20 protein-coding genes are annotated in these 24,573 nt (G+C 73.5%); 15 read left to right on the top strand and 5 right to left on the bottom strand.

The window, feature by feature from the left end:
- Positions 1 to 472 precede the first annotated feature (472 nt).
- From PSED_RS10765 to PSED_RS10750, 4 genes are all read left to right on the top strand, one after another.
- Positions 473 to 1,846, top strand: a complete 1,374-nt coding sequence (locus PSED_RS10765; RefSeq protein WP_132975374.1) for a DUF349 domain-containing protein — start codon at positions 473 to 475, stop codon at positions 1,844 to 1,846.
- Between the two features lie 156 nt (positions 1,847 to 2,002).
- Complete coding sequence (locus PSED_RS10760; protein ID WP_041759497.1) at positions 2,003 to 2,293, top strand: hypothetical protein; 291 nt, start codon at positions 2,003 to 2,005, stop codon at positions 2,291 to 2,293.
- A complete protein-coding gene (locus tag PSED_RS10755; RefSeq protein WP_013674269.1) occupies positions 2,290 to 2,997 on the top strand; it encodes an SDR family NAD(P)-dependent oxidoreductase in 708 nt (235 codons plus the stop codon). The genes PSED_RS10760 and PSED_RS10755 overlap by 4 nt, the downstream gene beginning before the upstream one ends.
- 106 nt (positions 2,998 to 3,103) lie before the next feature.
- Entirely contained in the window at positions 3,104 to 3,499 is a 396-nt protein-coding gene (locus PSED_RS10750; protein WP_013674268.1) for a cupin domain-containing protein, read from the top strand.
- Positions 3,500 to 3,505: 6 nt separating this feature from the next.
- On the opposite strand, the gene PSED_RS10745 is transcribed toward PSED_RS10750, so the two are convergent.
- On the bottom strand, positions 3,506 to 4,945 hold the full coding sequence (locus tag PSED_RS10745; RefSeq protein WP_013674267.1) for an MFS transporter: 1,440 nt from the start codon (positions 4,943 to 4,945) through the stop codon (positions 3,506 to 3,508).
- Between the two features lie 109 nt (positions 4,946 to 5,054).
- Between PSED_RS10745 and PSED_RS10740 the strand changes: the two genes are divergently transcribed.
- Entirely contained in the window at positions 5,055 to 7,070 is a 2,016-nt protein-coding gene (locus PSED_RS10740) for a M13 family metallopeptidase (RefSeq protein ID WP_013674266.1), read from the top strand.
- A 25-nt stretch (positions 7,071 to 7,095) separates the two neighbouring features.
- Here PSED_RS10740 and PSED_RS10735 read toward each other — a convergent pair whose 3' ends face one another.
- The 4 genes from PSED_RS10735 to PSED_RS10720 form a co-directional block, all read right to left on the bottom strand.
- On the bottom strand, positions 7,096 to 8,340 hold the full coding sequence (locus PSED_RS10735; protein ID WP_013674265.1) for a carboxylate--amine ligase: 1,245 nt from the start codon (positions 8,338 to 8,340) through the stop codon (positions 7,096 to 7,098).
- A 346-nt stretch (positions 8,341 to 8,686) separates the two neighbouring features.
- Positions 8,687 to 10,540, bottom strand: coding sequence for an acyltransferase family protein (locus PSED_RS10730; RefSeq protein ID WP_013674264.1), 1,854 nt, complete (start codon positions 10,538 to 10,540; stop codon positions 8,687 to 8,689).
- A gap of 132 nt (positions 10,541 to 10,672) precedes the next feature.
- Entirely contained in the window at positions 10,673 to 12,484 is a 1,812-nt protein-coding gene (locus tag PSED_RS10725) for a bifunctional homocysteine S-methyltransferase/methylenetetrahydrofolate reductase (RefSeq protein ID WP_013674263.1), read from the bottom strand.
- On the bottom strand, positions 12,481 to 13,851 hold the full coding sequence (locus PSED_RS10720; RefSeq protein WP_041759495.1) for a PucR family transcriptional regulator: 1,371 nt from the start codon (positions 13,849 to 13,851) through the stop codon (positions 12,481 to 12,483). The genes PSED_RS10725 and PSED_RS10720 overlap by 4 nt, the downstream gene beginning before the upstream one ends.
- A gap of 279 nt (positions 13,852 to 14,130) precedes the next feature.
- On the opposite strand from PSED_RS10720, the gene PSED_RS10715 reads away from it, so the two are divergent.
- The 10 genes from PSED_RS10715 to PSED_RS10670 all read left to right on the top strand — a co-directional run bounded on the left by PSED_RS10715 (position 14,131) and on the right by PSED_RS10670 (position 24,548).
- Positions 14,131 to 14,703 (top strand): methylenetetrahydrofolate reductase C-terminal domain-containing protein, encoded by a 573-nt coding sequence (locus PSED_RS10715; protein WP_013674261.1) that lies wholly within the window; start codon positions 14,131 to 14,133, stop codon positions 14,701 to 14,703.
- Entirely contained in the window at positions 14,700 to 15,686 is a 987-nt protein-coding gene (locus tag PSED_RS10710) for a methylenetetrahydrofolate reductase (protein WP_013674260.1), read from the top strand. The genes PSED_RS10715 and PSED_RS10710 overlap by 4 nt, the downstream gene beginning before the upstream one ends.
- Positions 15,676 to 17,178 (top strand): hypothetical protein, encoded by a 1,503-nt coding sequence (locus PSED_RS10705; RefSeq protein ID WP_013674259.1) that lies wholly within the window; start codon positions 15,676 to 15,678, stop codon positions 17,176 to 17,178. Before PSED_RS10710 ends, PSED_RS10705 begins: the two co-directional genes overlap by 11 nt.
- Complete coding sequence (locus PSED_RS10700) at positions 17,178 to 18,308, top strand: uroporphyrinogen decarboxylase/cobalamine-independent methonine synthase family protein (protein ID WP_013674258.1); 1,131 nt, start codon at positions 17,178 to 17,180, stop codon at positions 18,306 to 18,308. The genes PSED_RS10705 and PSED_RS10700 overlap by 1 nt, the downstream gene beginning before the upstream one ends.
- Positions 18,309 to 18,310: 2 nt before the next feature.
- Complete coding sequence (gene metK, locus PSED_RS10695) at positions 18,311 to 19,546, top strand: methionine adenosyltransferase (RefSeq protein ID WP_013674257.1); 1,236 nt, start codon at positions 18,311 to 18,313, stop codon at positions 19,544 to 19,546.
- Positions 19,546 to 20,472 (top strand): formyltetrahydrofolate deformylase, encoded by a 927-nt coding sequence (purU, locus tag PSED_RS10690; RefSeq protein WP_013674256.1) that lies wholly within the window; start codon positions 19,546 to 19,548, stop codon positions 20,470 to 20,472. Before metK ends, purU begins: the two co-directional genes overlap by 1 nt.
- Before the next feature lie 17 nt (positions 20,473 to 20,489).
- The gene (locus PSED_RS10685; RefSeq protein ID WP_013674255.1) at positions 20,490 to 21,488 is read left to right on the top strand and encodes a carbohydrate kinase family protein; all 999 of its coding nucleotides are present in this window, start codon (positions 20,490 to 20,492) and stop codon (positions 21,486 to 21,488) included.
- Positions 21,485 to 22,318: a bifunctional methylenetetrahydrofolate dehydrogenase/methenyltetrahydrofolate cyclohydrolase FolD gene (folD, locus tag PSED_RS10680; protein ID WP_013674254.1), complete on the top strand. Its 834-nt coding sequence runs from the start codon at positions 21,485 to 21,487 to the stop codon at positions 22,316 to 22,318. The genes PSED_RS10685 and folD overlap by 4 nt, the downstream gene beginning before the upstream one ends.
- Positions 22,319 to 22,680: 362 nt before the next feature.
- A complete protein-coding gene (locus PSED_RS10675; RefSeq protein ID WP_013674253.1) occupies positions 22,681 to 23,100 on the top strand; it encodes a PEP-utilizing enzyme in 420 nt (139 codons plus the stop codon).
- 14 nt (positions 23,101 to 23,114) lie between these two features.
- Complete coding sequence (locus tag PSED_RS10670; protein ID WP_013674252.1) at positions 23,115 to 24,548, top strand: hypothetical protein; 1,434 nt, start codon at positions 23,115 to 23,117, stop codon at positions 24,546 to 24,548.
- Positions 24,549 to 24,573: the final 25 nt, after the last annotated feature.

The raw sequence follows: 24,573 nt of genomic DNA, 5'->3' as shown, positions 1-24,573 counted from the left end.
CGCCCCCGACGCCGAACCCACGGGCGACGCCCCCGCGGCCGCGACCATCCCCGGCCAGGCCACGGCGTCGGCCACGACCGACACGCCCGCCGGCAACGACCGGGCGGCAACCGGCGACACCGCGGCCACCGACGACACCGCGGGGCCGGACACGGCCACGGCGGAGAACAGCCGCGCGGCGCAGGACACCCCGGCAGCGCAGGACACCCCGGCGGCGCAGGACACCCCGGCGGATCCGGGGCCGATCTCCACACCGGCCCCCGCCGACCACGCCGCACCCGATCACGACGCACCCGATCACGACGCACCCGATCACGCCGCGGCCCGCCACGACGCACCCGATCACGCCGCGGCCCGCCACGACACGCCCGGACAGCACCCGGCCGGACAGCACACCGACGAGCCCGCGCGCACCTCGGTCGCCGCACCGCCGCGGCCGGTCCCCGGCCCGCCGCCCACCCCCCGCGCGCCGCTGCCCGGTCCCCCGCCCGGCGGCCGCCCGCGCCCGGTCCCGCCGCCCCGTGCCGCAAAGCCGCCGGCGAAGCCCCTCGAGTCCCCCGCCGCGCAGGCCGCCGCCGCGCCGACGCCGGTCGCGGCCGTACCCGCCGCGGCGATCTCGGTACCCGAGGCAGGCCCCGATCCGGCGCGCTGGGGTCGGGTCGACGACGAGGGCCGCATCTTCCTCGTGACGGCCGAGAGCGAGCGCGAGGTCGGCTCATGGCAGGCCGGCGCGCCGCAGGAGGGGCTGGCGCACTACGCCCGCCGGTTCGACGACATGCGTACCGAGGCCGAGCTGCTCACCGTCCGGCTCACGACGGGCGGCGGCGACCCGAAGCAGGCGCTGCACAGTGCCACCGCGATGCGCGACGGGCTCGCCGATGCCGCCGTCGTCGGCGACGTCGCGGCCCTCAAGGCACACCTCGACGAGCTGGTGACGCTCGCGGAGGCGGCGGTCGGCGCCGCGCGCTCGGCCCGGTCGGCCCAGCGCGAGGCCGCCGTGGCCCGCAAGGAGGAGCTCGCCGCGGAGGCCGAGAAGCTCGCCGCCGAGGCCACGCAGTGGAAGCAGGCGGGCGACCGCTTCAAGGCGATCCTCGACGAGTGGCGCACGATCAAGGGCATCGACCGGCGCACCGACGAGGCGCTGTGGAAGCGGTACTCCCGGGCCCGAGAGGCGTTCAACCGCCGCCGCGGCTCGCACTTCGCCGATCTCGACCGGCAGCGGGCGAGCGCGAAGGCCCGCAAGGAGGAGCTGGCCACCGAGGCCGAGGCGCTGGCCGACTCGACCGACTGGGGCCCCACGGCCGCGCGGTACCGCGAGCTCATGGCGGAGTGGAAGGCGGCCGGGCGGGCGCAGAAGGACGCCGACGACGCGCTGTGGCAGCGCTTCCGCAGCGCCCAGGATGCGTTCTTCTCGCGGCGGACCGAGACGTTCGCCGCGCGCGACGCCGAGTTCGCCGCCAACGCCGACGCCAAGCGGGCCCTGCTGGCCGAGGCCGACAAGATCGACACCGACGACGCCGACGCCGCTCGGGCCGCGCTGCGCGGCATCCAGGAGCGGTGGGAGGCGATCGGTAAGGTCCCGCGCGACGACATCCGTCCGCTCGAGGCGGGCCTGCGTGCGATCGAGGAGAGGGTCCGCGAGGCCGTCGACCGCCAGTGGCGGCGCACCGACCCCGAGACGGAGGCCCGCGTCTCGCAGTTCCGCGACCGCGTCGCGCAGTTCGAGGCGCAGGCGCAGAAGGCCGAAGCGGCGGGCGACGCGAAGCGGGCCGCCGAGGCCCGCGCGCAGGCCGACCAGTGGCGCGAGTGGCTGCGGACCGCGGAGGAGTCGGTTCACCAGCGCTGATGGCGCGGCGGACGGGGACGATCCGGACGGGCGTCCCGACGGGGCTCGACGCTGTCTGCAGGCGGTCCATCAGCGACTACACAGCGTAGCCATCGACGGGTCGGCGTTCTGCGATCCGGCGGCGGCCGGCCGAGAATTCTCGTGCCTTGTTCCTCGGTGCAGATCGCTCCCGACAGGCTAATATCCAGCGGGTTCGCAGCGGTTGAGGTCCACGATGCTCGCATCGGCAGGAAAATCGCCGATCCGGCGGATGGGTACGCCATGAGGGACATGTGGGAGAAATCGGTCACGGACAGCGACCATGCGCGGCCTCCCGACCGCAGCGCGGCGGGCGTCTCCTCAACCTTGGACGGGGCCATCGACGGGGCCGACGACGCTGCCTTCGACGGGGCCTTTGACGGGGCCTCTGACGGAGCCTTCGACGGGGAGCGGCGGCGCACCCGATGATGATCGACGCGGCCGTGGTCACCGGCGCCAGCAGCGGAATCGGCCGCGCGGTCGCGGTCGCACTCGGCCCGCACGCCAAACAACTCGTCCTCATCGGCCGCGACCCCGCCCGGCTCGCCGACGCGGCCGCCGCCACCCACAACGGCGCCGCCACCGTGCTCACCACCGACCTCGCCGACCCGGACGCCGTGCCCGTACTCGGCCACCACCTCGCCGACCTGCTGGGCGGCGTCGACGTCCTCGTCCACTCCGCCGGCGACTACGCCAGCGGTGAGGTCCCCGACACCGACGCCGCGACCTTCGACCATCTCTACGCCGTCAACGTCCGCGCCCCCTACGAGCTGACCCGCGAACTCCTCCCCCACCTGCGCGCCCGCCACGGCGACGTCATCTTCATGAACTCCACCCAGGGCCTGGCCGCCTACCCCGGGGTCAGCCAGTACGCCGCCACCAAACACGCCCTCACCGCCGTCGCCGACAGCCTCCGCGGCGAGGTCAACGCCGCCGGGGTCCGGGTCACGACGCTGCACCTCGGACGCACCGCCACCCCGATGCAGGAACGCATCCACGCCGCCGCGCACCGCCCCTACCGGGCCGCGGACCTCGTCCAGCCCCAGGACGTCGCCGACGTCGTGCTCTCGGTGCTGGCCCTGCCCCGCCGGACGCAGGTCAACTCCGTGACGATCTGGCCCACCCACCCCTGACGCGGACGCGCCGCTGGGATGCGCGTCACAGCTCGGGCCGCGCCGCGGGTGCGAGGGTGGTGAGGACCCCGGGACCCCGCCGGGGCGCCGATCCGAGGGAGCGCCGATGACCGCCGGCAACACCGCCAACCCGTACCTGCGTCGCGTCGACACCGACGCGCTGGCCGCCACCGGCGCGGGCGAGCGGTTCTCGCAGAACCTCATCGGGCAGGCCACCGGCGCGCAGTCCTGCCACGTCGACTGGATCCGCACCCCGGCGGGCGGCGGCTCCCCCGCGGGCCTGCACGTGCACGAGGTGGACCAGGTGTTCTGGGTGCTCCAGGGCACGATGAGCATCGAGGTCGACGGCCAGGAGTTCGACGCGCCCGCGGGCAGCCTCGTCGTCTTCCCCGCCGGTGTGCCGCACCGCAACTGGAACGCCGGCAGCGAGCCGACGGTCCACCTCGCCGTGAACACCCCGGCACCGGACCCGGCGGTCCCCTTCGCCCGGACGGTGGGCTGACCGGGGTCAGGACCGCCCGGTCACGACGTCACCCGCGGTCCGCGAGAGCCGCAGCGTCTCGATCGCCGGCACCACGAGCACGACGACGAGGAGCAGGAACGCGATGCGGTAGGGCGTCGCGGGGGCGTCGGACAGGCCGACGAGGTGCCCGACGGGGTCGCCGAGCCGCACGAACAGCGCTCCGACCGCGACACCCAGGCCCGCGCCGAGCTCCTGCAGCGTCGACATCAGGGTGTTGGCGCCGGTCATCCGCTCCTGCTCGACGTCGGCGAACGCGACGCTGTTGTAGGCGCTGAAGCCGGTGGACCGCACGACCCCGCTGGCCAGCAGCAGCAGGAGCAGCACCGGCAACGGGGTCGCCGCCGTCAGGAACGCCATCCCGACCAGGCACGCCGCCGATGCGGCGATGGAGAACAGGACGACGGCCCGGATCCCGAAGCGCCGCATGAGCGGCGTGGTCGCCGGCTTGATCCCGACGTTGCCGACGAACAACGCGATCACCACCAGCCCCGCCTGCGCCGCCGACCAGCCGAAGCCGAGCTGGAACAGCAGCGGGAGCAGGAACGGGATGGCGGTGATCACCATCCGGTAGACCGACCCGCCTGCCGCGGTCAGCCGGTAGGTGGCGAGGGCCAGCACCCGCAGGTCGACCAGCGGCCGACGGGTCCGCAGCAGGTAGGCCACGGCCGCGGTGAGCAGCACGGCCGCCAGCACCAGCGCGGCGACGGCCGATCCCCAGCGGCCGCCGCCGATGCTCTCCAGCCCGACGACGAGCGCGGCGGCGCCCGCGGCCGTGAGGACGAACCCGCGCCAGTCGAGCGGGTCGCGGCGGGGCGCGCGGACGTCGGGCACGATCCGTAGCGCGAGCACCAGGGCGACGAGCCCCAACGGCAGGTTGACGACGAAGATCCACCGCCACGACGCGTAGTTGGCCAGCAGGCCACCGAGCGCGGGCGCGACGACGGGCGCGACGAGCGCGGGCCAGGTGAGGAAGGCGATGGCGCGCACCAGGTCGCGCTTGTCCGTCGTCCGCAGCACCGCGAGCCGCCCGACCGGCACCATCATCGCCCCGCCGACGCCCTGCAGCACACGGGTCGCGGTGAGCACCGGCAGCGACGGCGCGAGCGCGCAGCCCGCCGACGCCAGGGTGAACACGACGAGGGCGGCGACGAAGATCCGGCGGGCGCCGAACCGGTCGGAGAGCCACCCGCTGATCGGGATGAGCACCGCGAGCGTGAGGAGGTAGCCGGTGATCGCGACGTTGACGTCGACGGCCGCGACCCCGAGGTCGGCCGCGATGTGCGGCGCGGCGGGCGCGATGACCGTCCCGTCGAGGATCTCCATGAAGAACGCGCCCGCGACGAGCAGGGCGAGCGGGCGGTGCAGTCCGGTCGGTGCCGGGGGCGAGGACGGAGTTCCGACGACACGGCCGTCCGCCTCGACCATCGAGCCCTCCTCCGGGCCCGGCCGTCCTCCGGAGATCGGCAGCCCGGTTACACCGTAGGCGAACGTCCGGCGGCCCTCGCCCGGTCGTGGGTCAGGGCACAATGCACCCATGACGACCTCCCCGACCTCACCCCCGGCGGAGTCCCCCGCGGAGGCCCCGACGGGGTCCCCGCGGTCCGGGCTCGACCTGCGCTGGGTCGACTCCGGCATCCGTCCGCAGGACGACCTGTTCGGGCACGTCAACGGCAAATGGCTCAAGGAGCACGAGATCCCGGCCGACCGCTCGCAGGACGGCGCCTTCCACGCGTTGCGCGACAACGCCGAGGCCGACGTCCGGGCGATCGTCGAGGAGGCCGCGGCCTCCTCCGCCGCGCCGGGCACCGACGCGCGCCGCATCGGCGATCTCTACACGTCGTTCATGGACGTCGAACGGATCGAGGCCCTGGGCATCGAGCCGCTGCGGCCGCTGCTCGCCGAGGTGGCCGACGCGGCCGACACGGCCGCGCTGGCGGCGGTGCTGGGCCGGCGGCAGCGCGAGGGCCGCACGGCGCTGTTCGGCGCGTTCGTCAGCACGGACGCGAAGGACTCGTCGCGCTACCTCGTGCACCTGTCGCAGTCGGGCCTCGGGCTGCCCGACGAGTCGTACTACCGCGAGGACTCCTACGCCGAGCTGCGCGAGAAGTACGTCGCGCACCTGGCACGGCTGGCCGAGCTGGCCGGGCTGGCGGAGCCGGCGGCAGTGGCGTCGACGGTGATGGAGCTGGAGACGGCGCTCGCCGCGGCGTCCTGGGACCGGGTCACCAACCGCGACGCGGAGAAGACCTACACGCTGATGACGGGCGCGGCGCTGGCCGAGAACGCCCAGGGCTTCGAGTGGGACGTCTGGATCGAGGCGCTCGGCGCGCCCGCGGGCGCCTTCGACGAGGTCGTCGTCCGGCAGCCGACGTTCGTGACCGAGGCGGCGGCGATGTGGCGCGACCGCCCGCTGGAGCAGTGGAAGGCGTGGCTCGCGATCCGCACGGTGTCCTCGTGCGCCGATTACCTGAACGAGGCGCTGGTCGAGGCCGACTTCGACTTCTACGGGCGCACCCTGTCGGGGACCCCGGAGCTGCGGGAGCGGTGGAAGCGCGGCGTCGGGCTCGTCGAGGGCGCCCTGGGCGAGGCCGTCGGACAGCTCTACGTGAAGCGGCACTTCCCGCCCGCGGCCAAGGAGCGCATGGTCGAGCTCGTCGCGAACCTGGTCGAGGCCTACCGGCAGTCGATCTCGTCGCTCGACTGGATGGGGCCGGAGACGCGCGAGCGGGCCCTGGAGAAGCTGGGCCGGTTCACCCCGAAGATCGGCTACCCCGACGAGTGGAAGGACTACTCGGCGCTCGAGGTCGACCCGGGCGACCTGCTGGGCAACGTCCGGCGCGCCGGCGAGTGGTCGACCGACTTCCAGTTCGCGAAGCTCGGCAAGCCGGTCGACCGCAACGAGTGGCTGATGACGCCGCAGACCGTCAACGCCTACTACCACCCGCGGATGAACGAGATCGTCTTCCCGGCCGCGATCCTGCAGCCGCCCTTCTTCGACCCGGAGGCCGACGACGCCGCCAACTACGGGGGCATCGGCGCGGTCATCGGGCACGAGATCGGCCACGGTTTCGACGACCAGGGCAGCAAGTACGACGGCGACGGCAACATGACCGACTGGTGGCAGGCCGACGACCGCGCCGAGTTCGACCGGCGCGCGCAGGCGCTGATCGACCAGTACAGCGAGCTGTCCCCGATCGGGCTGCCCGAGCACAAGGTCAACGGCGCGCTGACCGTCGGCGAGAACATCGGCGACCTGGGCGGGCTCACGATCGCGCTCAAGGCCTACCGGATCTCCCTCGGCGACGGGGAGGCCCCGGTGATCGACGGGTTCACCGGTCTGCAGCGGGTGCTCCTGGGCTGGGCGCAGGTGTGGCGCGCCGTCACCCGCGAGGCCGAGGCCGTCCGACGGCTGACGATCGACCCGCACTCGCCGCCGGACCTGCGCTGCAACGCCGTCGTCACCAACCTCGACGCGTTCCACGAGGCGTTCGACGTGCAGCAGGAGGACGCGCTCTACACCCCGCCCGCCGAGCGCGTGCGGATCTGGTGACGCCCGCCCGGGTGGCGGCGCGGGCCTACGACGGCCGGCCGCCGCCCGGGCTGCACGCCGTGCGGACGAGCGGCGGTGACAGCGGGGCGCGCACGTCGACCGCGACGGGCGCGGCCGCCGGCCTGCCGACGCGGCCCCGGGCCTTGAGCAGCGTGCTCGCCAGCTGGTGCAGCGCCGGCAGTGGGTCGCGCGCGGCGAAGGCGCCGAAGTCGCGGGTCCCGCGCAGCGACCGGGCGGCCCGGCCGTAGGTGGTCTCGCCGCGGCGTACCCGGGCGATGACGGCCTGGGCGTCCTTGACGGGCAGTAGGACCTTGCGGCCGTCGACCTGCGGGCGCTGCGGGCCCACCGGAAGCCCGGCGAGCGTCGCGTAGAGCCGCCACGGCCCCTCGACACCGCAGGCCTGCGCGAGGCCGAAGTTGCCCGGCACCCGGACGTTGACCTCGATGAGGTACAGCTCACCGGTTCCGGCGTGACGCTTGGTCTCACACGCGGCGAGCCCGACGTAGCCGGTGTGGTCGAGCAGCCGCCGGGTGAGCGCGACGGTCTCGGGCACCGGCACGGCCTCGGTCAACGAGCCCACGCCGTAGTCCATCGGCCACTGCCGCAGCTTGCGCCGCCCGTAGCTCAACGGGTAGCCGCCGTCGTGGTCGCGAACCATGACCGCGCCCTCGAGCAGGGTCTCCGGTCCGGGGACGAGCTCGGTGAACAGGATCGGGACGCCGAGGTCGAGCAACGGCACCGCGTGCGCCAGCGCGTCGGCGCGCGACGCGATGTGCACGGTGCCGACGCCGACGAGCTCCTTGGCGACGTGCCCCAGCGTCGGCTTGAGGACGCACGGGTAGGTGAGCTCGCCGAGCAGGTCGTCGAGGTCCGCACGGTCGGCGACGTGGTGCATCCACGGCGCCCGCACGCCCGCCTCGGCGGCGATCCGGTAGGTCGTGCGCTTGTCCATCAGGTCGAGGTGGGCGCCGCCCGGGGCCTCGAACGACCGCAGCCGGGCGGGGATGCGCGCGCGGTGGCGGACGACCCACTCCGACGCGGCGTCCGACCCGCAGATCAGCACCCCGTCGTCGACGCCGGCCAGCGCGTCGAGCCAGGCGCGGGGGTGCTCGCGGATGTCGGGCATGACCTGGCCGCGCACCCCGCGGCTGCGGGTCACGTGGGCGTACTCGGGGGTCGCGAGCGCGTGCACCCGGACCCCGCGCCGGGTGAGCTCCCGCGCGACCGTCAGGCACCCGTCGTTCGGATGGAGCAGCACCGCGTCGATCATCGACCCTCCTTTCCTGCCTCAACGCACATTCTCGGAAAAGGAAACTAGAGCACCCCCCGCGCTCGCGCGCGTCGCGGGTACCGGCCCATTCGGACGGCCGTTGTGATAAAGGCGTGACCACCACGTTTCGGAGGCGAGCCGGGGACGTGCGGTCACGAGCGGTGCCGCGGCCCACCCGGTCGAAGTGCAGCAGGCACGTTATGTCCGGTTCTGTTGTGACGCTCCGTACTGCGCACACTCGCGTGTCGCCGGTTACCAACCCTAAATTAACTGTCGGCAAAAACCCGCCGGAACAATTGGGACCCGCCGTGTGCGAATGGCGAATGGGCCGGTCGGACCCGTCGGGTCAGCCGAGTGCCTGCCGGACGGCGGTGGCGAGCACCGTCCGGCCGCGGACGGTCGGGTGCACGCCGTCGGGCCCGATGATCGACGGGTCCGCCGCGACGATCGCCGCCCAGTCGACGAACGCCGCGCGCGGGCCGGCCGCCGCGACGGCCTCGCGCAGGGTCGCGTTGTTCGCGTCCTGCCAGCGTCGCGGCACCGACACCCCGACGAACACGATCCGCTCGGCGCGCGCGGCGCTCACGACGGCGTCGACGTCGCGCCGGCTGATGGTCCCGTTGGCCCCGAGGTCGACCACCACGGGCCCGTCGTGCGCGGTCACCCACGCGGCGACGATCGCGGGCGCGGTGCTGAACTGCCTGCCCACCTTCCCGTCGACGGTCGTCTGCGGGCCGAGCGCGGTCGTCAGCGCGTCGGCGCTGCCGAGGGTGATCGAGTCGCCGACGACGAGCACCGGGCGCCCCACCCCGCCGCTCGGGGTGGCGGGCGCGGTCGTCGGGGTCGCCGGGGCCCCGGCCGCCGTGGAGGCCCCCGGTGCGACGGGTGCGGCGCTTCCCGGGTCGGCGGGCGCGGCGTCGACGGGTGGCTCGTCGTCGGCGGCCGCGGCGGGCGGCACCGGGGCGGCGCCGGGAGTTCCCGTCACGGCGACGATCCCGCAGGCGGTCAGCGTCAGCGCGAGCACCCCGCACGTCGCGACGGCCGCGGTGCCGGCCTTCGCCCGCGCGCACACCCGCCGGATCGCCCCACGCCGGATCGGCGTCTCCAGGAACCGGTAGGACAGCTCCGCGACCAGGAACGTCGCCACGACCCGGCCGAGGTCGACCAGCCACGCCGGCGCCGGGACGTCGATCCCCGGCCGGGTCAGCACGAAGATCGGCCAGTGGTAGAGGTAGATGCCGTACGAGCGGCGGCCGAGCCAGATCAGGGGGCGGCGCGCGAGCACGCTCGTGACCACGCCGTTGCGGGCCGCGGCGACGATCACGACCGCGGTCAGCAGCCCGGCACGCAGGAAGCCGCCGCGCTCGTAGAGCTGGTCGTCGAACTCCGAGGCCGTCGACAGGGCGACGACCAGCGCCACCAGCGCCACGCCCCCACCGAAGTCGACGATCGCGCGCCGCGGCCTCGACAGCCGGCGCGACCACGCCTCGGGGCCGTAGACCAGTGCGAGCGCCGCCCCGACGAGGAACCCCGCCGAGCGGGCGTCGGTGCCGTAGTAGACGCGGATGTTCGAGTCCGGGTCGTAGAGCAGGGCCATCACCACGGCCGACCCCATCGCCAGCAGCAGCGCGACGGCCGCGGCCCGCCTGCGGGCCACCATCGCGAGCACGCCGACGAACAGCAGCGGCCAGAGCAGGTACAGCTGGCCCTCGACGCCGAGTGACCAGATGTGCAGCAGCGGCGAGGGCCGCGCGAACGCCTCGCCGTACGGGATGCCGGCGATGACCAGGTGCCAGTTCTGGACGTAGGTCAAGGACGCGAACGCGTCGTCCCGGATGCCACCGACGTCACCGGGCAGCAGCAGCCGGTAGACGACGACCGTCGCGAGCACGCAGGCGACCAGCGCCGGGACGAGCCTGCGCGCGCGGGCCAGGAAGAACGCCTTCGCGTCGACCCGTCCGCGGGCGCGCAGCTCGGCCACGAGCAGCTGCGTGACGAGGAACCCGCTGAGGGTGAAGAAGATCTCGACGCCGAGGAAGCCGCCACCGGCCCACGAGAGCTCGAGGTGGTAGACGAGGACCGCGACGACGGCGAGCGCGCGCAGGCCGTCGAGACCCGGCGCGTACGGGACCGCCGACACGCGCCTGCGGGTGTCGCCGACGCGACGGGGATCGGCGCGCGGCACGAGCTGCTCGACCATCCGCCCCCTCGCCCGTCAGCCGACCAGGTGACGATGTCACGAGGTGTGCCGCCTGAGCACCTACGAGATCGGCGTGTCGCGAGAGACCGGGGAGACGCAACCCCACGTTCGTGACGACCGGGAGGAGTAGGGCTATCCGAGCAGTCGGCGGACTGCCTCGACGACGTCGGACCCACCCGTCACGACGACACCCTTCGCCATGCCGCGGACCTGGTCCGCGAGCGCGACGGCCAGGTCGATGCCGGCGGCGCGGGCGTCGGGGCCCGCGTCCTGCAGGGCCGCCAGTGTCGCGGCGGGGATCGTGACGTCGGGAACCTCGTGGGCGAGGTAGTCGGCCTCGTCGAAGCCGGTCAGCGGCCGGACCGCGACGAGCACGGGCACCCGCCCGTCGACGGCCTCCAGCACCCGCTCCAGGCCGGCGAGCTCGTGCACGGGCCGGGTGATGAGGAACTGCGCACCCGCGGCGATCTTGTCCAGGGCCCCCGCCGCGGCCCGGCCGGGGTCGCGGCTGCCGGGGTTGACCCGGGCCCCGATCTCGAACGACGTCTTCGTCCCCAGCCGCAGCCCGTGGTAGTCGGTGCCATCGTTGAGGCCCGCGAGCAGCTCGATGAGCCCGAGCGAGTCGACGTCCCAGATGCCGTCGACATGTGGGTAGTCGCCCAGCAGGGGCGGTGTCCCGGTCTCGCACACGACGCCGCGCACCCCGAGGGCGTGCGCGCCGAGCAGGTCGGCCTGCAGCGCCATGATCGTGCGGTCCCACGTGGTGACGCTCGCGAGCGTGGTCAGGCCGAGCCGGTTGTGCAGGTGCAGCGCGAGGTCGACGGAGTTCACCTGCGCCCGAGGGCTCGACGACGCGGCGACCGACACCAACCCGACGCCGGCCTGCTGCAGCTCGGCCGCGAGCTCGAGCGCCTCGTCGACCCCGCCCGTCGGCGCGGGCCGCAGCTCCACGGCGACGACGTGCCCCGGCGCCGAGAAGGGCCCGTCGGTCTCGGGCCGCTCGGGGACGACGGCGGTCGCGGCGACCCGCTCGGCGACCTCGGCCGCGCGCTGGCTCCGGTGCTCGGCGACGGCCGCGGCCGCGGCGGCGAGCTGGCTCGGCGTCGTCCCGCAGCAGCCCCCGACGAGCGCGGCGCCGGCGTCGAGCAGCTGGCGGGTGTAGCGGACGAAGTAGTCGGCGTCGATGTCGTACTCGAACCGCGCGGGCCCGACGCGCCGCGGCAGTCCGGCGTTGGGCTGCACGGTGAGCGGAACCGCCGTGTGCACCCGCAGCTCGCGCAGCACCGCGAGGCAGCCCTGCGGGCCGAGCGTGCAGTTGACCCCCATCGCCGCGAGCGGGAACCCTGCGAGCGCGGTGACGACCTCGTGCGGGGTGTGGCCGGAGAGCGTGTGCCGATCGGAGCCGAACGTCGCCTGCGCGATCACGGGCACGTCGCCGGTGCGGCGCGCGACCTCCAGCGCCACCTCGGAGGCCTCGACGAGCTCGTCGAGGTGCCCGAACGTCTCCAGCAGCACCACGTCGACACCGGCGCCGACGAGCACCTCGACCTGCTCGCGCACCGCGGCCCTGCGCTCCTCGGCCGCGACCCGCCTGCGCTGGTGGACGCTGACGGCGGGGGCGACCGAGCCCGCGACCAGCACCGCCCGGTCGGCGCGGGCGGCGGCCTCGCGCGCGAGCCGGGCGCCGGCGGCGTTGATGCGGGCGACGTCGTCGGCCGCGCCGTACTCGGCCAGTCGCAGCCGGCTCGCGCCGAACGTGTTGGTCTGCACCAGGTCCACCCCGGCACCGACGTAGCTGTCGTGGATGGTGCGGACCAGCTCGGGCTCGGTGAGGTTGAGCGCGGGCAGCGCCTGGTCGAGCGAGTTGCCCGCGGCGTGCAGCATCGTCCCCATCGCCCCGTCGCCGACCAGCACCGACGTCGTGAGCAGCTCCCGGACGTTCATCGTCGGCCTCCGCCCGCCCTGTCGCCCAGCGCATCGAGGATCTCGACGGCGACCTCGGCCATCAGCCGGTCGCGCCGCACGTCGAGCGACAGGCCGGTGATCTCCTCGATGCGCCGGATGCGGTAGCTGACGGTGTTCGGGTGCACGTGCAGCTTCTCCGCGGCCCGGCGCGGGGAGTTGTTGTGCTCGAAGTAGGCCGACAGGGTCGCCAGGTACTCCATGCCGCCGGTCCGCTCCTCCGCCAGCAACGCGCCGACGACCTCCTCGGCGAAGTCGCGCAGGTCGGTGACGTCGGGAACGCGCAGCAACAGCCGGTGGATGCCGAGGTCGGCGAACGCCGTGACCCCGCCGAACTCGCCGAGCTTCTCGCTCGCCGCCAGCGCGTGCCGGGCCTCGGCGTAGGAGCGGGCGATCTCGGCGGCCGTGTCGCAGGGGTTGCCGACGCCGACCGCGACCGGGACCGACGCGCCCGCCCTGCCCGACATGGCCGCGACGCAGCCCGCCGCGACGGCGCGGGCGGTGGCGAGCGGCCCCGGTGCGACGCCCCGGCCCGGTGCGCCGCCGGCCGTCGCCGGGACGATGGCGACGATCTCGTCGGCCCGGGCGGCGACGATCGCCTCGGGCGCGAGCCGGCCGAGCGCGGTCTCGACGGCGGGGAACGCCGTCGCGGCCCGGTCGCCCGCCAGGCTGACCGCGACCGCGCAGTACCCGCGGCCCGGCTCGAAGCCCAGGTGCTGGGCCCAGCGTTCGACCTCGGGGTCGTCGCGGTCGCGCACCAGCAGCAGACCCTCGACAAGCTCCTGGCGGGCCCGGCCCGCCGCGGCGGTGACGACCAGCTCCCGGCCGAGCACGACACCGCACACCATCGCCGCGTGCTCGGTCACGAGCAGCCGCATGTCCTCGGTGAGGTCGCTGCCGGCGTGGCTGGCGGTCAGCAGGTACCCGGAGACGTCGTCGCCGACCGAGACGGGCGCGACGACCGTCGCCGCCCCGGCCGCCGCCGAACCCGGGACGGTCAGCGCCCGGCGGGTCCGCGCCGCGGCGGCGAGCACCGTGCGCAGCCCGGCAACCCCGGCCTGCTCGCGGACCCCGCCGACGAGGTCGTCGCCGCCGGGGAGCCCGGCCCGGGCGAGCTCGTCGAGCCGCCGGTCGAGCACGACGACCCCCGCGCCGACGCCCTCGGCGAGGAAGGTGACGACGTCGGCCAGCTCGGTGTTCTGCGCGGCGAGCGCCGACAGGTGCCCGCACATGCTCACCACGCGGCGCAGCACAGCCGCCTCGTCGCCCGCGGGCCGGCGCAGCGCGTGCGCGACCGGTACGCGTGAGGGCACGGGCGGGGTGCTCGCCGTCGAGCCCGGGGCGGCCATGCGCGGACTGTACGTGCGGCCCTTCCGGGCGCACAACGCGTGAGACCTCGGTTGTCCTTCGGCACAATGCAGCACCGGTGCCGGTTGTGATCGCCCCCACCACCGCCGCCGACGGGCACTCGACGGTGCGGGAATCCGCGGTTCGCCCTGCGGGAACACCGTTGTCGGGCCTGTGTGCGGGCACAACAGCCCGCGACCGACGTTGGCCGTCGGGCACGATGACGCGACCACCGGGCAGCTGCGAACCTCGATGGACGGCCGACCGGGAGGAGGCGTGACGTGGCGACGGACGACCTCACGGCGGACGCGGCGGCACGCCGTGGCTGGCCGCGGCCGTTCCGCCCGCGCATCGGCGCGCGGCTGGGCTACCTCCTGCACGCGGGGCTCGCGACCAACCGGCTCTACGCGCGGGTCGCGGCCTGGCTGGAGCGGCGGCCCCGGGCCTACGCGGCGTTCACCACCGTCGAGCGCGTGACCAAGCAGGAGCTGTTCGGCTGCCGGATGTGCGGGCAGTGCGCGCTCCCGGCCACGGGCTACACCTGCCCGATGACCTGCCCCAAGCAGCTGCGCAACGGGCCGTGCGGCGGGGTCTCGGCGAGCGGGGGCTGCGAGGTGCATCCCGAGCTGCCGTGCGTGTGGGTCGTCGCGTACGAGCGCAGCGAGCAGGCGGGCCACGGCGCCGACCTGGACCTGCTGCAGCGCCCCGTCGACCAGCGCCTGCGCGACCAGAGCTCCTGGGTCAACTACTGGCAGGGACGCGACGAGGACCTGTGGACGGCCGCCGACGCCGAGGGCGCGCGGCCGCTGCTGCACCGCGAGCTGGGCCTGCACCCCGTCGGGGGCGTGCGATGACTCTGCGGGGGGCGTTCGAGGCGGGCCGGTTCGCCGTCACCGCCGAGATCGGGCCGCCTCGCGGCGCCGACGCCGAGGCGATCACCCGCAAGGCCGACCTGCTGCGCGGCTGGGTCGACGCGGCCAACGTCACCGACAACCAGGGTGCGCACGTGCGGATGTCCAGCTTCGCCGGGAGCCTGCTGGCGATGCGCGCGGGCGTCGAGCCGGTGATGCAGCTGACCTGCCGGGACCGCAACCGCATCGCCCTGCAGTCCGACCTGCTCGCCGCGGGCGCGCTCGGCATCCCCAACGTCCTGCTGCTGACCGGCGACCATCCGCGCTTCGGCGACCACCCCGACGCCGCCCCGGTCTTCGACCTCGACTCCACCCAGCTCGTGTGGGCCGCCCGGTCGTTGCGCGACGGGGGCACGCTGGCGTCGGGCCGCGAGATCGGTGCGCGCCCGGACTGGCTGGTGGGTGCCGTGGAGAACCCGTTCGCCCCGCCGCGGCGGTTCCGCGCCCGGCGGCTGGCGAAGAAGGTCGCGGCCGGCGCGGAGTTCGTGCAGACCCAGTACGTCTTCGACGTCGACGTCTTCACGACGTGGCTGGCCGAGCTGCGCGACCTGGGTGTCACCGAGCGCTGCCGGGTCCTCGCGGGCGTCGGCCCGATCCGGTCGCTGCGGGTGCTGGAGTTCCTGCGCCACGGGGTCCCCGGCATCCACGTGCCCGACCAGGTGGTCCGCCGGCTGCGCGGCGTGCCGGCCGACCGGGTCGCCGCCGAGGGCGTCACGATGTGCGTCGAGACGATCCAGCAGCTCGCCGAGCTGCCCGGCGTCGCGGGCGTGCACCTCATGGCTTTCGGGTACGAGCGCGGCGTCCCGGAGATCCTGGAACGCGCGGGCATCGCGCCACGACCCGCTCCACGCCCGGCCCCACGCCCGGCACTGACCGGTTCCGCACCGGGCGCGGTCACCACGGAGGGACTCGGACATGCTGGTTGACTTCCGGCCCCACTCCCGCCTGCGCGGGACCACCCCGATCGACATCACGACCGCGCTGGTCCCGGTCGTCGAGGCGCTCTCGGAGGACTCCACGGACCTGTCGAAGGTCCGGCTGGTCTGCGACTGGGTGCAGTACCGGGAGAACTTCCGCGACGTCGTCGAGCTGCGGCCGATCCTGGCCGAACCGGAGCGACTGCCCGCCGGCGGTCCCGTGATCGAGCAGGTCGGTGTGCGCGACGACGACATGGAGGTCGCCGTCGACGTGCGGCGCAGCGGCAAGGTGGCGCTCAAGGAGCACACCGCCGAGCTGCTGCGCGAGCACGCGGGCGGCGGCACCGGTGGCCGGGTGACGCTGGAGGAGTGGGGGCCGGGCAGCGCGAGCTGCATCTGGTCGTTCAACGCGCGCTACTGGGCCGACCTGGACCTGTGGGAGAAGTCCACCGGCCGCGGCTACGAGCAGGCGCTGCCCGGCGGGGAGAGCGACGCCCGCAACCACGACGCGGCGCGCGACCTCATCCGCAAGCTCTTCGCGGTGTGGGACCCCCTGTCGGACAACAACGCCCTCCCGGAGGAGCTCTACGTCGTCGAGCTTGGGGTGGGCAACGGCAGCCAGGCCAAGGTGTTCCTCGACGAGTTCCGCGCGCTCGACCTCGCCCACGGCCGCGGCTACTACCGCCGGCTGCACTACCTGATGTGCGACTACTCCCAGCACGTGCTCGACCTCGCCCGCGAGACCGTGTGCGACCACCTCGCGCACGTCAGCTCGTTCGCGCTCGACGCGACACGGCCGCGGACGTCGCTGGGGTTCCTGCGCTACAAGGTGTTCCTGGTCTACATCTCCAACGTCTACGACAACCTGCCGACCGACGAGGTCGCCCAGCTCGGCGGGCGCACCTACCAGGTGCAGACCCGCGCGTACCTGCCGCCCGAGCAGGCGCGCGCGCTGGCGGGACAGGCGAACACCACGCCCGACCAGGTCGGCGCGCTGGTGCACAAGCTGCTGCGGCTCGGCCCGGCGCTGCTCGCCGAGGCGGCCCCGGCGAACTTCGCCGACACCGACGCGGCGGTGACCTTCTGGCGGGCGGCGTGGAGCGCGATCCGGCTGGAGGAGCGCTACGTCCCGCTCGCCGGGCTCGACCTCTACGAGATCGCCCCCGAGGTCGGCGGCGAGATGCTGCGCCCGCTACTGGAGTCGGGCGCGGACGTGCGGATGCACGTCAACAACGGGGCGCTCGCGAGCTTCGTCGACAGCCTGCAGCTGCTGCACCCCTTCGGCAAGCTCGTCTGCCACGACCTGTTCGTGACCGACGTCCAGTCCTACCGCTCGCACTTCCGCGGACCCGGCAAGTACGACGGCTCCGTGGTCAACTGGGTCAACGGCCCGCTGCTCGCCCACGTCGGGCGCCGGCACGGGTTCGACGTGCACTACGCCCCGTTCTCACACCGCTCGGGGGGCAACATCGTGACGATGACGGCGCAGGTGAGGGACTGATGTCGGCGCCCAGGAACGCCGCGCTGATGGGCCGGGTGCCGCTGTTGCCGACGACCGTCGTCGGCTCGTACCCGGTCCCGGAGTGGATGGAGCGGCTCAAGACCGACTACTACCGCAGCCGGATGAGCTTCGCCCAGCTCACCGACCTGCACGAGATGGCGATCAAGGCCGCGCTGCGCGACCAGGAACTGGCCGGGATCGACATCGTCTCCGACGGCGAGCTGCGCCGCGACAACGACATCGACTACTTCCTGGCCCGGATGCCCGGCGTGGAGATCCCGCAGACGGCCAAGGACTTCTACTTCGACTACTACGAGGCGCGGGTGCCGGCGCCGCTGCCCGACCGGTTCGCGACCGCCCCGCTGGGTCTGGCCGACGACTTCACGTTCACCGCCGAGCAGACGTCGGGCCCGGTCAAGTTCTCCTTCACCGGGCCGTTCTCGCTGTCGCGGCGCATCCACGACTCGGCCTACGCCGACCAGCGCGAGCTCGTGCTGGCGATCGCGAGGGTGCTCAACGCCGAGGCGCACGCGCTGGCCGAGCGGGGCGCGCAGCTGCTGCAGATCGACGAGCCGTTCCTCGCCGGCTACCCCGACGCGGTCGGAACGGCGATCGAGGCGGTCAACATCGTCACCGAGGGCGTGGACGTCACCTGGGGTCTGCACGTCTGCTACGGCAACCGCTACGCCCGACCGCTGTGGGAGGGCCACTACGACTTCCTGTTCCCCGCCGTCCTCGACGCCCGCGTCGACCAGCTGGTGCTGGAGTTCGCGCGCAAGGGCTACGAGGATCTCCCCGTGATCGAGAAGTTCGGCTGGGACCGCACCATCGGCCTCGGCGTCGTCGACGTGAAGTCGTCGGAGGTCGAGACACCCGAGCTGATCGCGTCCCGCATCCGCAGCGCGCTCGAGCTCGTCCCGGCCGAACGCCTCGTCGTCAACCCCGACTGCGGGTTGCGCAACGTGACCGGCGCGGTCGCCCGCGCCAAGCTCGCCGCCATGGTCGCCGGCACGGCCGCCGTGCGTGCCGAGCTCGCCCCCCGCATCACAGCACCGCCGGTGAACGACATCGCTGCGGCGAGCGAGTCACCCACAGAGACAGCACCAGAGTCCGTCGCCCGAGGAGCATGACGATGAGCCAGCAGGAGTCGCACGACTACCTCTTCACCTCCGAGTCGGTGACGGAGGGGCACCCTGACAAGATCGCCGACGCGATCTCCGACGCGGTGCTCGACGCCGCGCTCACGGCGGACCCGTACTCGCGGGTGGCCTGCGAGACCCTGATCACGACGGGCATGGTCGTGCTGGCGGGCGAGATCACCACGCCCGGGCAGCTCGACTACACCCAGATCGTGCGCGACACCGTCAACCGCATCGGCTACGACGACGGCCGCTACGGCTTCGACGGGCACAGCTGCGCGGTGCTCGTCGCGCTGGACAAGCAGTCCCCCGACATCGCCCAGGGCGTCGACCAGGCCCACGAGCACCGCGGCAAGCTCTCCGACGACGAGCTCGACAAGGCGGGCGCCGGCGACCAGGGCATGATGTTCGGCTACGCCACCGACGAGACCCCCGAGCTGATGCCGATGCCGATCGCGTTGGCGCACAGGCTCTCCCGCCGCCTCGCCGAGGTGCGCCGCGGCGGCCTGGACTACCTGCGTCCCGACGGCAAGACCCAGGTCTCGGTCCGCTACCACGACAACGTGCCGGTCGCCGTCGAGCGCGTGCTGATCTCCACCCAGCACGCCGAGGAGGCGACCAACGACCAGATCCGCGAGGACCTGTGGAACCAGGTCGTCACGCAGGTGCTGCCGGCCGAGTTCTACGACGCCGACGAGCTGCGCTCGAGCCTGCTGGTCAACCCGACCGGCCGGTTCGTCATCGGCGGCCCCGTCGGTGACGCGGGCCTGACCGGGCGCAAGATCATCGTCGACACGTACGGCGGGTTCGCCCGCCACGGCGGCGGCGCGTTCTCCGGCAAGGACCCGTCGAAGGTCGACCGCTCGGCCGCGTACGCCGCGCGCTACGTCGCCAAGAACGTGGTGGCCGCCGGGCTCGCGCAGCGGGCCGAGGTGCAGGTCGCGTACGCGATCGGCGTGGCCCGGCCGGTGTCGGTGCTCGTCGACACCTTCGGCACCGAGCGGATCTCGCGCGGCAACATCGAGAAGCTCGTCGCCGAGCACTTCGACCTGCGGCCCGCCGCGTTCCGGTCCTACCTGGGCCTGCACGCCCCGATCTACTCCGCCACCTCCGCCTACGGGCACTTCGGCCGCACCGACGTCGACCTGCCCTGGGAGCGCACCGACCGCGCCGAGGCCCTGCGCCAGGCCGCCGGGCTGTCGGCCGACGCCGCTCCCGCCACGGCCTGATGACCGTCCTCCACGACGACCGCCGCGCCACCCCCGGCGCGGCGGTCGGGGCCGCCGGCCTCGCCGACGGCGACCGCGACCTGGGCAGGCTCGTCGTGTCGTGTGTGGACGGACCGGGGATCGTCGCACGGATCTCGTCGTTCCTGCACCGGCACGGCGCCAACATCGTCCAGTCCGACCAGGACTCGACGGGAGCCACCGGCGGCCGGTTCTTCCTGCGCATCGTCTTCCACCTGTCCGGGCTGGCGACGAGCCTGTCCGCTCTCGACGAGGCCTTCGAGGCCGAGGTCGCCGGGCCGCTCGGCGGGACCTACCGGTTCCGCGAGGTCGCGGTGCCCACGCGGGTGGCGCTGTTCGTGTCGCGCTACGACCACTGCCTGCTCGACCTGCTGTGGCGAGCGCGGCGCGGCGAGCTGCCGATCGACGTCGTGACCGTCGTGTCCAACCACCCCGACCTCGCCGACGACGTCGCGTCCTTCGGGGTGCCCTTCGAGCACGTCCCGGTGACGAGGGCGACCAAGCCGCAGGCCGAGCAGCGACAGCTGGACCTGTTGCGCGGCAAGGTGGACCTGGTCGTGCTCGCGCGCTACATGCAGATCCTGTCGGGCGACTTCCTCGACCGGGTCGGCGTCCCGGTGATCAACATCCATCACTCGTTCCTGCCCGCGTTCGCCGGGGCCGGACCGTACGAACGGGCCCGCGAGCGCGGGGTGAAGATCATCGGCGCGACCGCGCACTACGCCACCGAGGACCTCGACGAGGGCCCGATCATCGAGCAGGACGTCGTCCGGGTGAACCACCGCGCGACCGTGGCGGAGCTGACCCGCCGCGGCGCGGACATCGAACGCACCGTGCTGGCCCGCGCCGTCGCCTGGCACTGCGAGGACCGGGTACTCGTCAACGGCCGCACCACGATCGTCTTCTGACCACTGGAGATTCGCCGATGCCTGTCGGGACCACAGCCGTCGCGGGATCGATCGCGACCGACCACCTCATGCACTTCCCGGGCCGCTTCGCCGATCAGCTGGTCGCCGAGCGCCTCGACCGGATCTCGCTGAGCTTCCTCGTCGACGACCTGGTCGTGCACCGCGGTGGGGTCGGCGCCAACATCGCGTTCGGCATGGGCGTGCTGGGTCAGCGCCCGGTGCTGGTCGGAGCCGTCGGCAACGACTTCGACGACTTCCGCGCCTGGCTGGAGCGCCACGGCGTCGAGACCGGCGCGGTGCTCGTCGTCGACTCGGCGAACACCCCGCGCTTCACCTGCACGACCGACGACGACCAGTGCCAGCTCGCGTCGTTCTACCCCGGCGCGATGACCGAGGCGAAGAACATCGCGCTGGCCCCGATCGTGGAGCGCTTCGGCACCGAGCTGGTGCTGATCGGCGCGAGCGACCCCGACGCGATGGTCGCCCAGACCGAGGAGGCCCGGGCGCTGGGCGTCGCGTTCGCCGCCGACCCGTCCCAGCAGCTCCCGCGGCTCGACGGCGACCAGTGCCGCGCGCTGGTCGACGGGGCGCGCTACCTGTTCACCAACGAGTACGAGTGGGAGCTGTTGACCCGCAAGACCGGCTGGGACGCCGACGAGATCACCCGGCGGGTGGGCCTGCGGATCACGACGTTGTCCGACAAGGGTGTGCGGATCGTCGGCGCCGACGGCACCGACATCGAGCTCGGCGTCGTCCCGGCCCGGGCGATCAAGGACCCGACCGGCGTCGGCGACGGCTTCCGCGCCGGGTTCCTCGCCGGGGTCGACGGCGGACTGTCCGTGGAGCGGGCCGCGCAGCTGGGCACGCTCGTCGCGACGCTGGTGCTGGAGACCGACGGCGCGCAGGAGTGGACGATCTCGCCGACGTCGGACCTGCCCCGCCTGCGCGACGCCCACGGCGCCGCCGCCGCCACGGACATCGAGCCCGTGCTGCGGGCGGCCCTGGGACGCCCGTGACCGCGCGGATCATCGACGGGAAGGCCGTCGCCGCCCGGGTGCGCGCCGAGGTGGCGCGTGACGTGGCCGCGCTCGACCGGGTCCCCGGGCTCGCCACCCTGCTGGTCGGCGACGACCCCGCCTCGGCGATCTACGTCCGCAACAAGCGCCGGCTCTGCGTCGAGGCCGGGATGGCCGACCTGCACCGGCACCTGCCCGGCGACGTCTCGCAGGCCGAGCTCGCCGCCGTCATCGACGAGCTCGCCGCCGACCCGGACGTCACCGGCATCCTGCTGCAGCTCCCGCTCCCCGGGCACCTCGACGCCGCGCCGCTGATCGCCCGCATCCCCGCGGACAAGGACGTCGACGGGCTCACCGAGGTCAGCGCGGGCCGCCTCGCGCTCGGCCGTCCCGGGCTGCGGCCCTGCACGCCCAGCGGCGTGATGGTGCTGCTCGACGAGGCCGGCGTGGACCTCGCGGGGGCCGAGGCCGTCGTCGTGGGCCGCTCCGATCTCGTCGGCAAGCCCCAGGGCGCGCTGTTGCTGGCGCGCAACGCCACCGTCACGACCTGCCACTCCCGCACCCGCGACCTCGCCGCGGTCTGCCGGCGCGCCGACGTCCTCGTCGTCGCGGCCGGCAGGCCCGGCCTCATCGGCGCCGACGCCGTGAAGCCCGGCGCCGTCGTGATCGACGTCGGCATCCACCGCGGCGAGCACGGACTGGTCGGCGACGTTCGCACCGCCGAGGTCGCCGAGGTCGCGGGCGCGATCACCCCCGTCCCGGGCGGCGTCGGCCCCATGACGATCGCGATGCTCCTGCGCAACACGGTGACGGCAGCCAAAGGCCTGTGAGCGGCGATGGTCGCCATCGCGACCATCGCCGTTCACGACCGTCCCGCGCTCCCCCGGCCCCCGCGCGCGGTCCCGACCTCCGTCCGTGACGGCACCCGGACCTGTGCCTCCGGTGTGCGTCCGTCCGGGTCGTGCGCCGTGCGCGCTGCGTGCCGTCGGCCCGTCGCGACCTGCGGTCGGAGCGCGGCGCCCCGCTATCCGGGCCGGACAACGGCCGCGGACAGTTCTATCCGCGCGGTCCATCGGCGACCCTGGTGATCCACGGCACTGTGACGGACGCTACTCCGCGTGGCCACCGCGCGGCGGCACGGTCACCGCGGGCGGCGTGGCCGGGGCACCCACGAGTTCAAGGAGGAACATCGATGGCCGACGTGCTGGCCGAGGGCTACAACGTCTTCGACACCGCAAAATCCCCCAGCGGAACGGTGAAGTACCTGGAGTCCCCCGCCGACGTCATCGGCCTGATCCAGTCGGGCAGGCTGGCCGAGCACATCCTGCTGGTCCAGGGCGGCACCACGACGTTCCTCGCGCCGGCCCTGAGCATGGGCGCGATCGGCGTGATCACGATGTCCGGCGCCCCGGAGTCGCACCTGGGCATCCTCTCCCGCGAGTTCCAGACCCCGTGTGTGATGACCGCGCACCTGACCTCCAGCGAGTCGCGCTACGTCGTCGGCAACACCGACCCGTCGCACTTCGAGGAGATCGCCAAGGCCCTCGACGGGCGCAAGGTACGGCTCGACTGCACCGACCACGAGGTCGGCCGCGTCGTGGCGGACGACTGAGGGAGGAGCCGACGATGACCACCACCGAGGGCAAGCGCGCGACCTACAAGCAGCGGTACGAGGAGGCCGACGACGGCCTCCGGTTCCAGAGCCTCACCTACACCGGCAACTTCGTCGGCATGGAGCCCGTCACCGACGGGATCAAGGGCGACAAGACGATGAAGTCGCGTGCCCGCAGCAAGGTCCTGGAGAAGGTGTCCAAGGACGACGTGCTGCGCGACGAGTTCACCATCGACGAGCTCAACGACCTCAACAACTACCTCGCCTGGAACATCTGGGACGTGCTGGTCATGCGCGCCACCGAGGGCGTCAGCGGCATGATCCCCCGCCAGGAGTACGAGATCCTGGCCTTCATGCACGAGTTCTACCGCTGGCCGGAGATCCTGCGCATGACGACCGCGGAGGTCGGCGGCGGCCAGGGGATCATGGACATCGGGGCGACCGCCCGCCGCGAGATCGGGACCAAGGTCAACGCGGTGCACGACTGGTGCATCGGCGCCGTCGGCTTCGGCATGGGCCGCTGCGGCCTGCTCGCGCTGGAGGCCATCGGTCCGGACGACTACGTCGGCGAGTCCAACGAGATCCTGAAGTTCATGCAGCGGGTGCTGTGGGGCAAGCGTCAGGACGGCTACATCCTCAACTCCCAGGACCGCTACCGGTGCCGCATCCACGAGGAGGACTTCCTCCAGCAGCTCACCGGCCAGGTCGAGCCGCTGGAGAACGGCAGCCCCAAGCACGCCGCGTTCACCCAGTTCAACGCGGCCGCCGAGCTGCTGTCGTTCCTCGACCACTACGACTGCCGTCTCGGACTGGGCGACACCGGACCCTACGAGCTGCCCGACGGCAACCTGCTGATCCTGCGCGACCTCTTCGTCAACGAGGAGGTCTTCCACTGGAGCGACGTCTGCGAGGACGCCGGCCTGCCGCACTGCTACACGCTCGCGCTGGTCGTCGACCCCGAGAAGATGGCGCTCGAGGAGATCCGGGTCAACGACATCTCCACGACGTTCACCCGGCCCAAGAACTACATCGAGGCGATCGTCGGGGGCGCGGTGTTCGCGCGCGAGAAGTGGAACACCCCGATGGGCGAGGTCTACCCCATCAAGATCGACGACCTGGGCGAGCACCTCGGCCGTGTCCAGCAGGCGACGCTCAAGCTCTACACCAAGACGTCGAGGATGTGCCGCCGCGACCTCATCTGGAACGGCCAGTACGTCTACTACATCGACATGATCCTCCCGCACCTGCGGCTGGCCGGGACCTACGACAAGGCCTGCCGCGACTACGACCTGTGGGAGATCGACCAGCGCGTCGCGAACTACTACTACGACATCACCAAGCGCGGCTTCGCCCAGGAGACCGTGCCGAGCAAGATCTTCTCCGGCGCCGGGTACCTGCCGTTCTCCGACAAGGCGAGCCTGCGCAACTCCAAGGGCCGCTGGCTCTAGGAGACGTCGGCCGGACGATCGCCCG

Source organism: Pseudonocardia benzenivorans CB1190 (genome assembly GCF_000196675.2).
GTDB classification, from domain to species: Bacteria; Actinomycetota; Actinomycetes; order Mycobacteriales; family Pseudonocardiaceae; genus Pseudonocardia; species Pseudonocardia benzenivorans.
Note: the sequence above shows the minus strand (reverse complement) of the source record. Positions and strands in the feature narration are given on the sequence as shown.

Bases quoted from the DNA above. Each gene is read 5' to 3' on its own strand.
- PSED_RS10750 (WP_013674268.1), top strand. From the start codon at position 3,104: ATGACCGCCGGCAACACCGCCAACCCGTACCTGCGTCGCGTCGACACC.
- PSED_RS10670 (WP_013674252.1), top strand. From the start codon at position 23,115: ATGACCACCACCGAGGGCAAGCGCGCGACCTACAAGCAGCGGTACGAG.
- PSED_RS10725 (WP_013674263.1), bottom strand. From the start codon at position 12,484: ATGAACGTCCGGGAGCTGCTCACGACGTCGGTGCTGGTCGGCGACGGG.
- PSED_RS10710 (WP_013674260.1), top strand. From the start codon at position 14,700: ATGACTCTGCGGGGGGCGTTCGAGGCGGGCCGGTTCGCCGTCACCGCC.
- purU (WP_013674256.1), top strand. From the start codon at position 19,546: ATGACCGTCCTCCACGACGACCGCCGCGCCACCCCCGGCGCGGCGGTC.
- PSED_RS10740 (WP_013674266.1), top strand. From the start codon at position 5,055: ATGACGACCTCCCCGACCTCACCCCCGGCGGAGTCCCCCGCGGAGGCC.
- PSED_RS10720 (WP_041759495.1), bottom strand. From the start codon at position 13,851: ATGGCCGCCCCGGGCTCGACGGCGAGCACCCCGCCCGTGCCCTCACGC.
- PSED_RS10745 (WP_013674267.1), bottom strand. From the start codon at position 4,945: ATGGTCGAGGCGGACGGCCGTGTCGTCGGAACTCCGTCCTCGCCCCCG.
- PSED_RS10735 (WP_013674265.1), bottom strand. From the start codon at position 8,340: ATGATCGACGCGGTGCTGCTCCATCCGAACGACGGGTGCCTGACGGTC.
- PSED_RS10675 (WP_013674253.1), top strand. From the start codon at position 22,681: ATGGCCGACGTGCTGGCCGAGGGCTACAACGTCTTCGACACCGCAAAA.
- PSED_RS10700 (WP_013674258.1), top strand. From the start codon at position 17,178: ATGTCGGCGCCCAGGAACGCCGCGCTGATGGGCCGGGTGCCGCTGTTG.
- PSED_RS10730 (WP_013674264.1), bottom strand. From the start codon at position 10,540: ATGGTCGAGCAGCTCGTGCCGCGCGCCGATCCCCGTCGCGTCGGCGAC.
- metK (WP_013674257.1), top strand. From the start codon at position 18,311: ATGAGCCAGCAGGAGTCGCACGACTACCTCTTCACCTCCGAGTCGGTG.
- PSED_RS10755 (WP_013674269.1), top strand. From the start codon at position 2,290: ATGATGATCGACGCGGCCGTGGTCACCGGCGCCAGCAGCGGAATCGGC.
- PSED_RS10705 (WP_013674259.1), top strand. From the start codon at position 15,676: ATGCTGGTTGACTTCCGGCCCCACTCCCGCCTGCGCGGGACCACCCCG.
- PSED_RS10685 (WP_013674255.1), top strand. From the start codon at position 20,490: ATGCCTGTCGGGACCACAGCCGTCGCGGGATCGATCGCGACCGACCAC.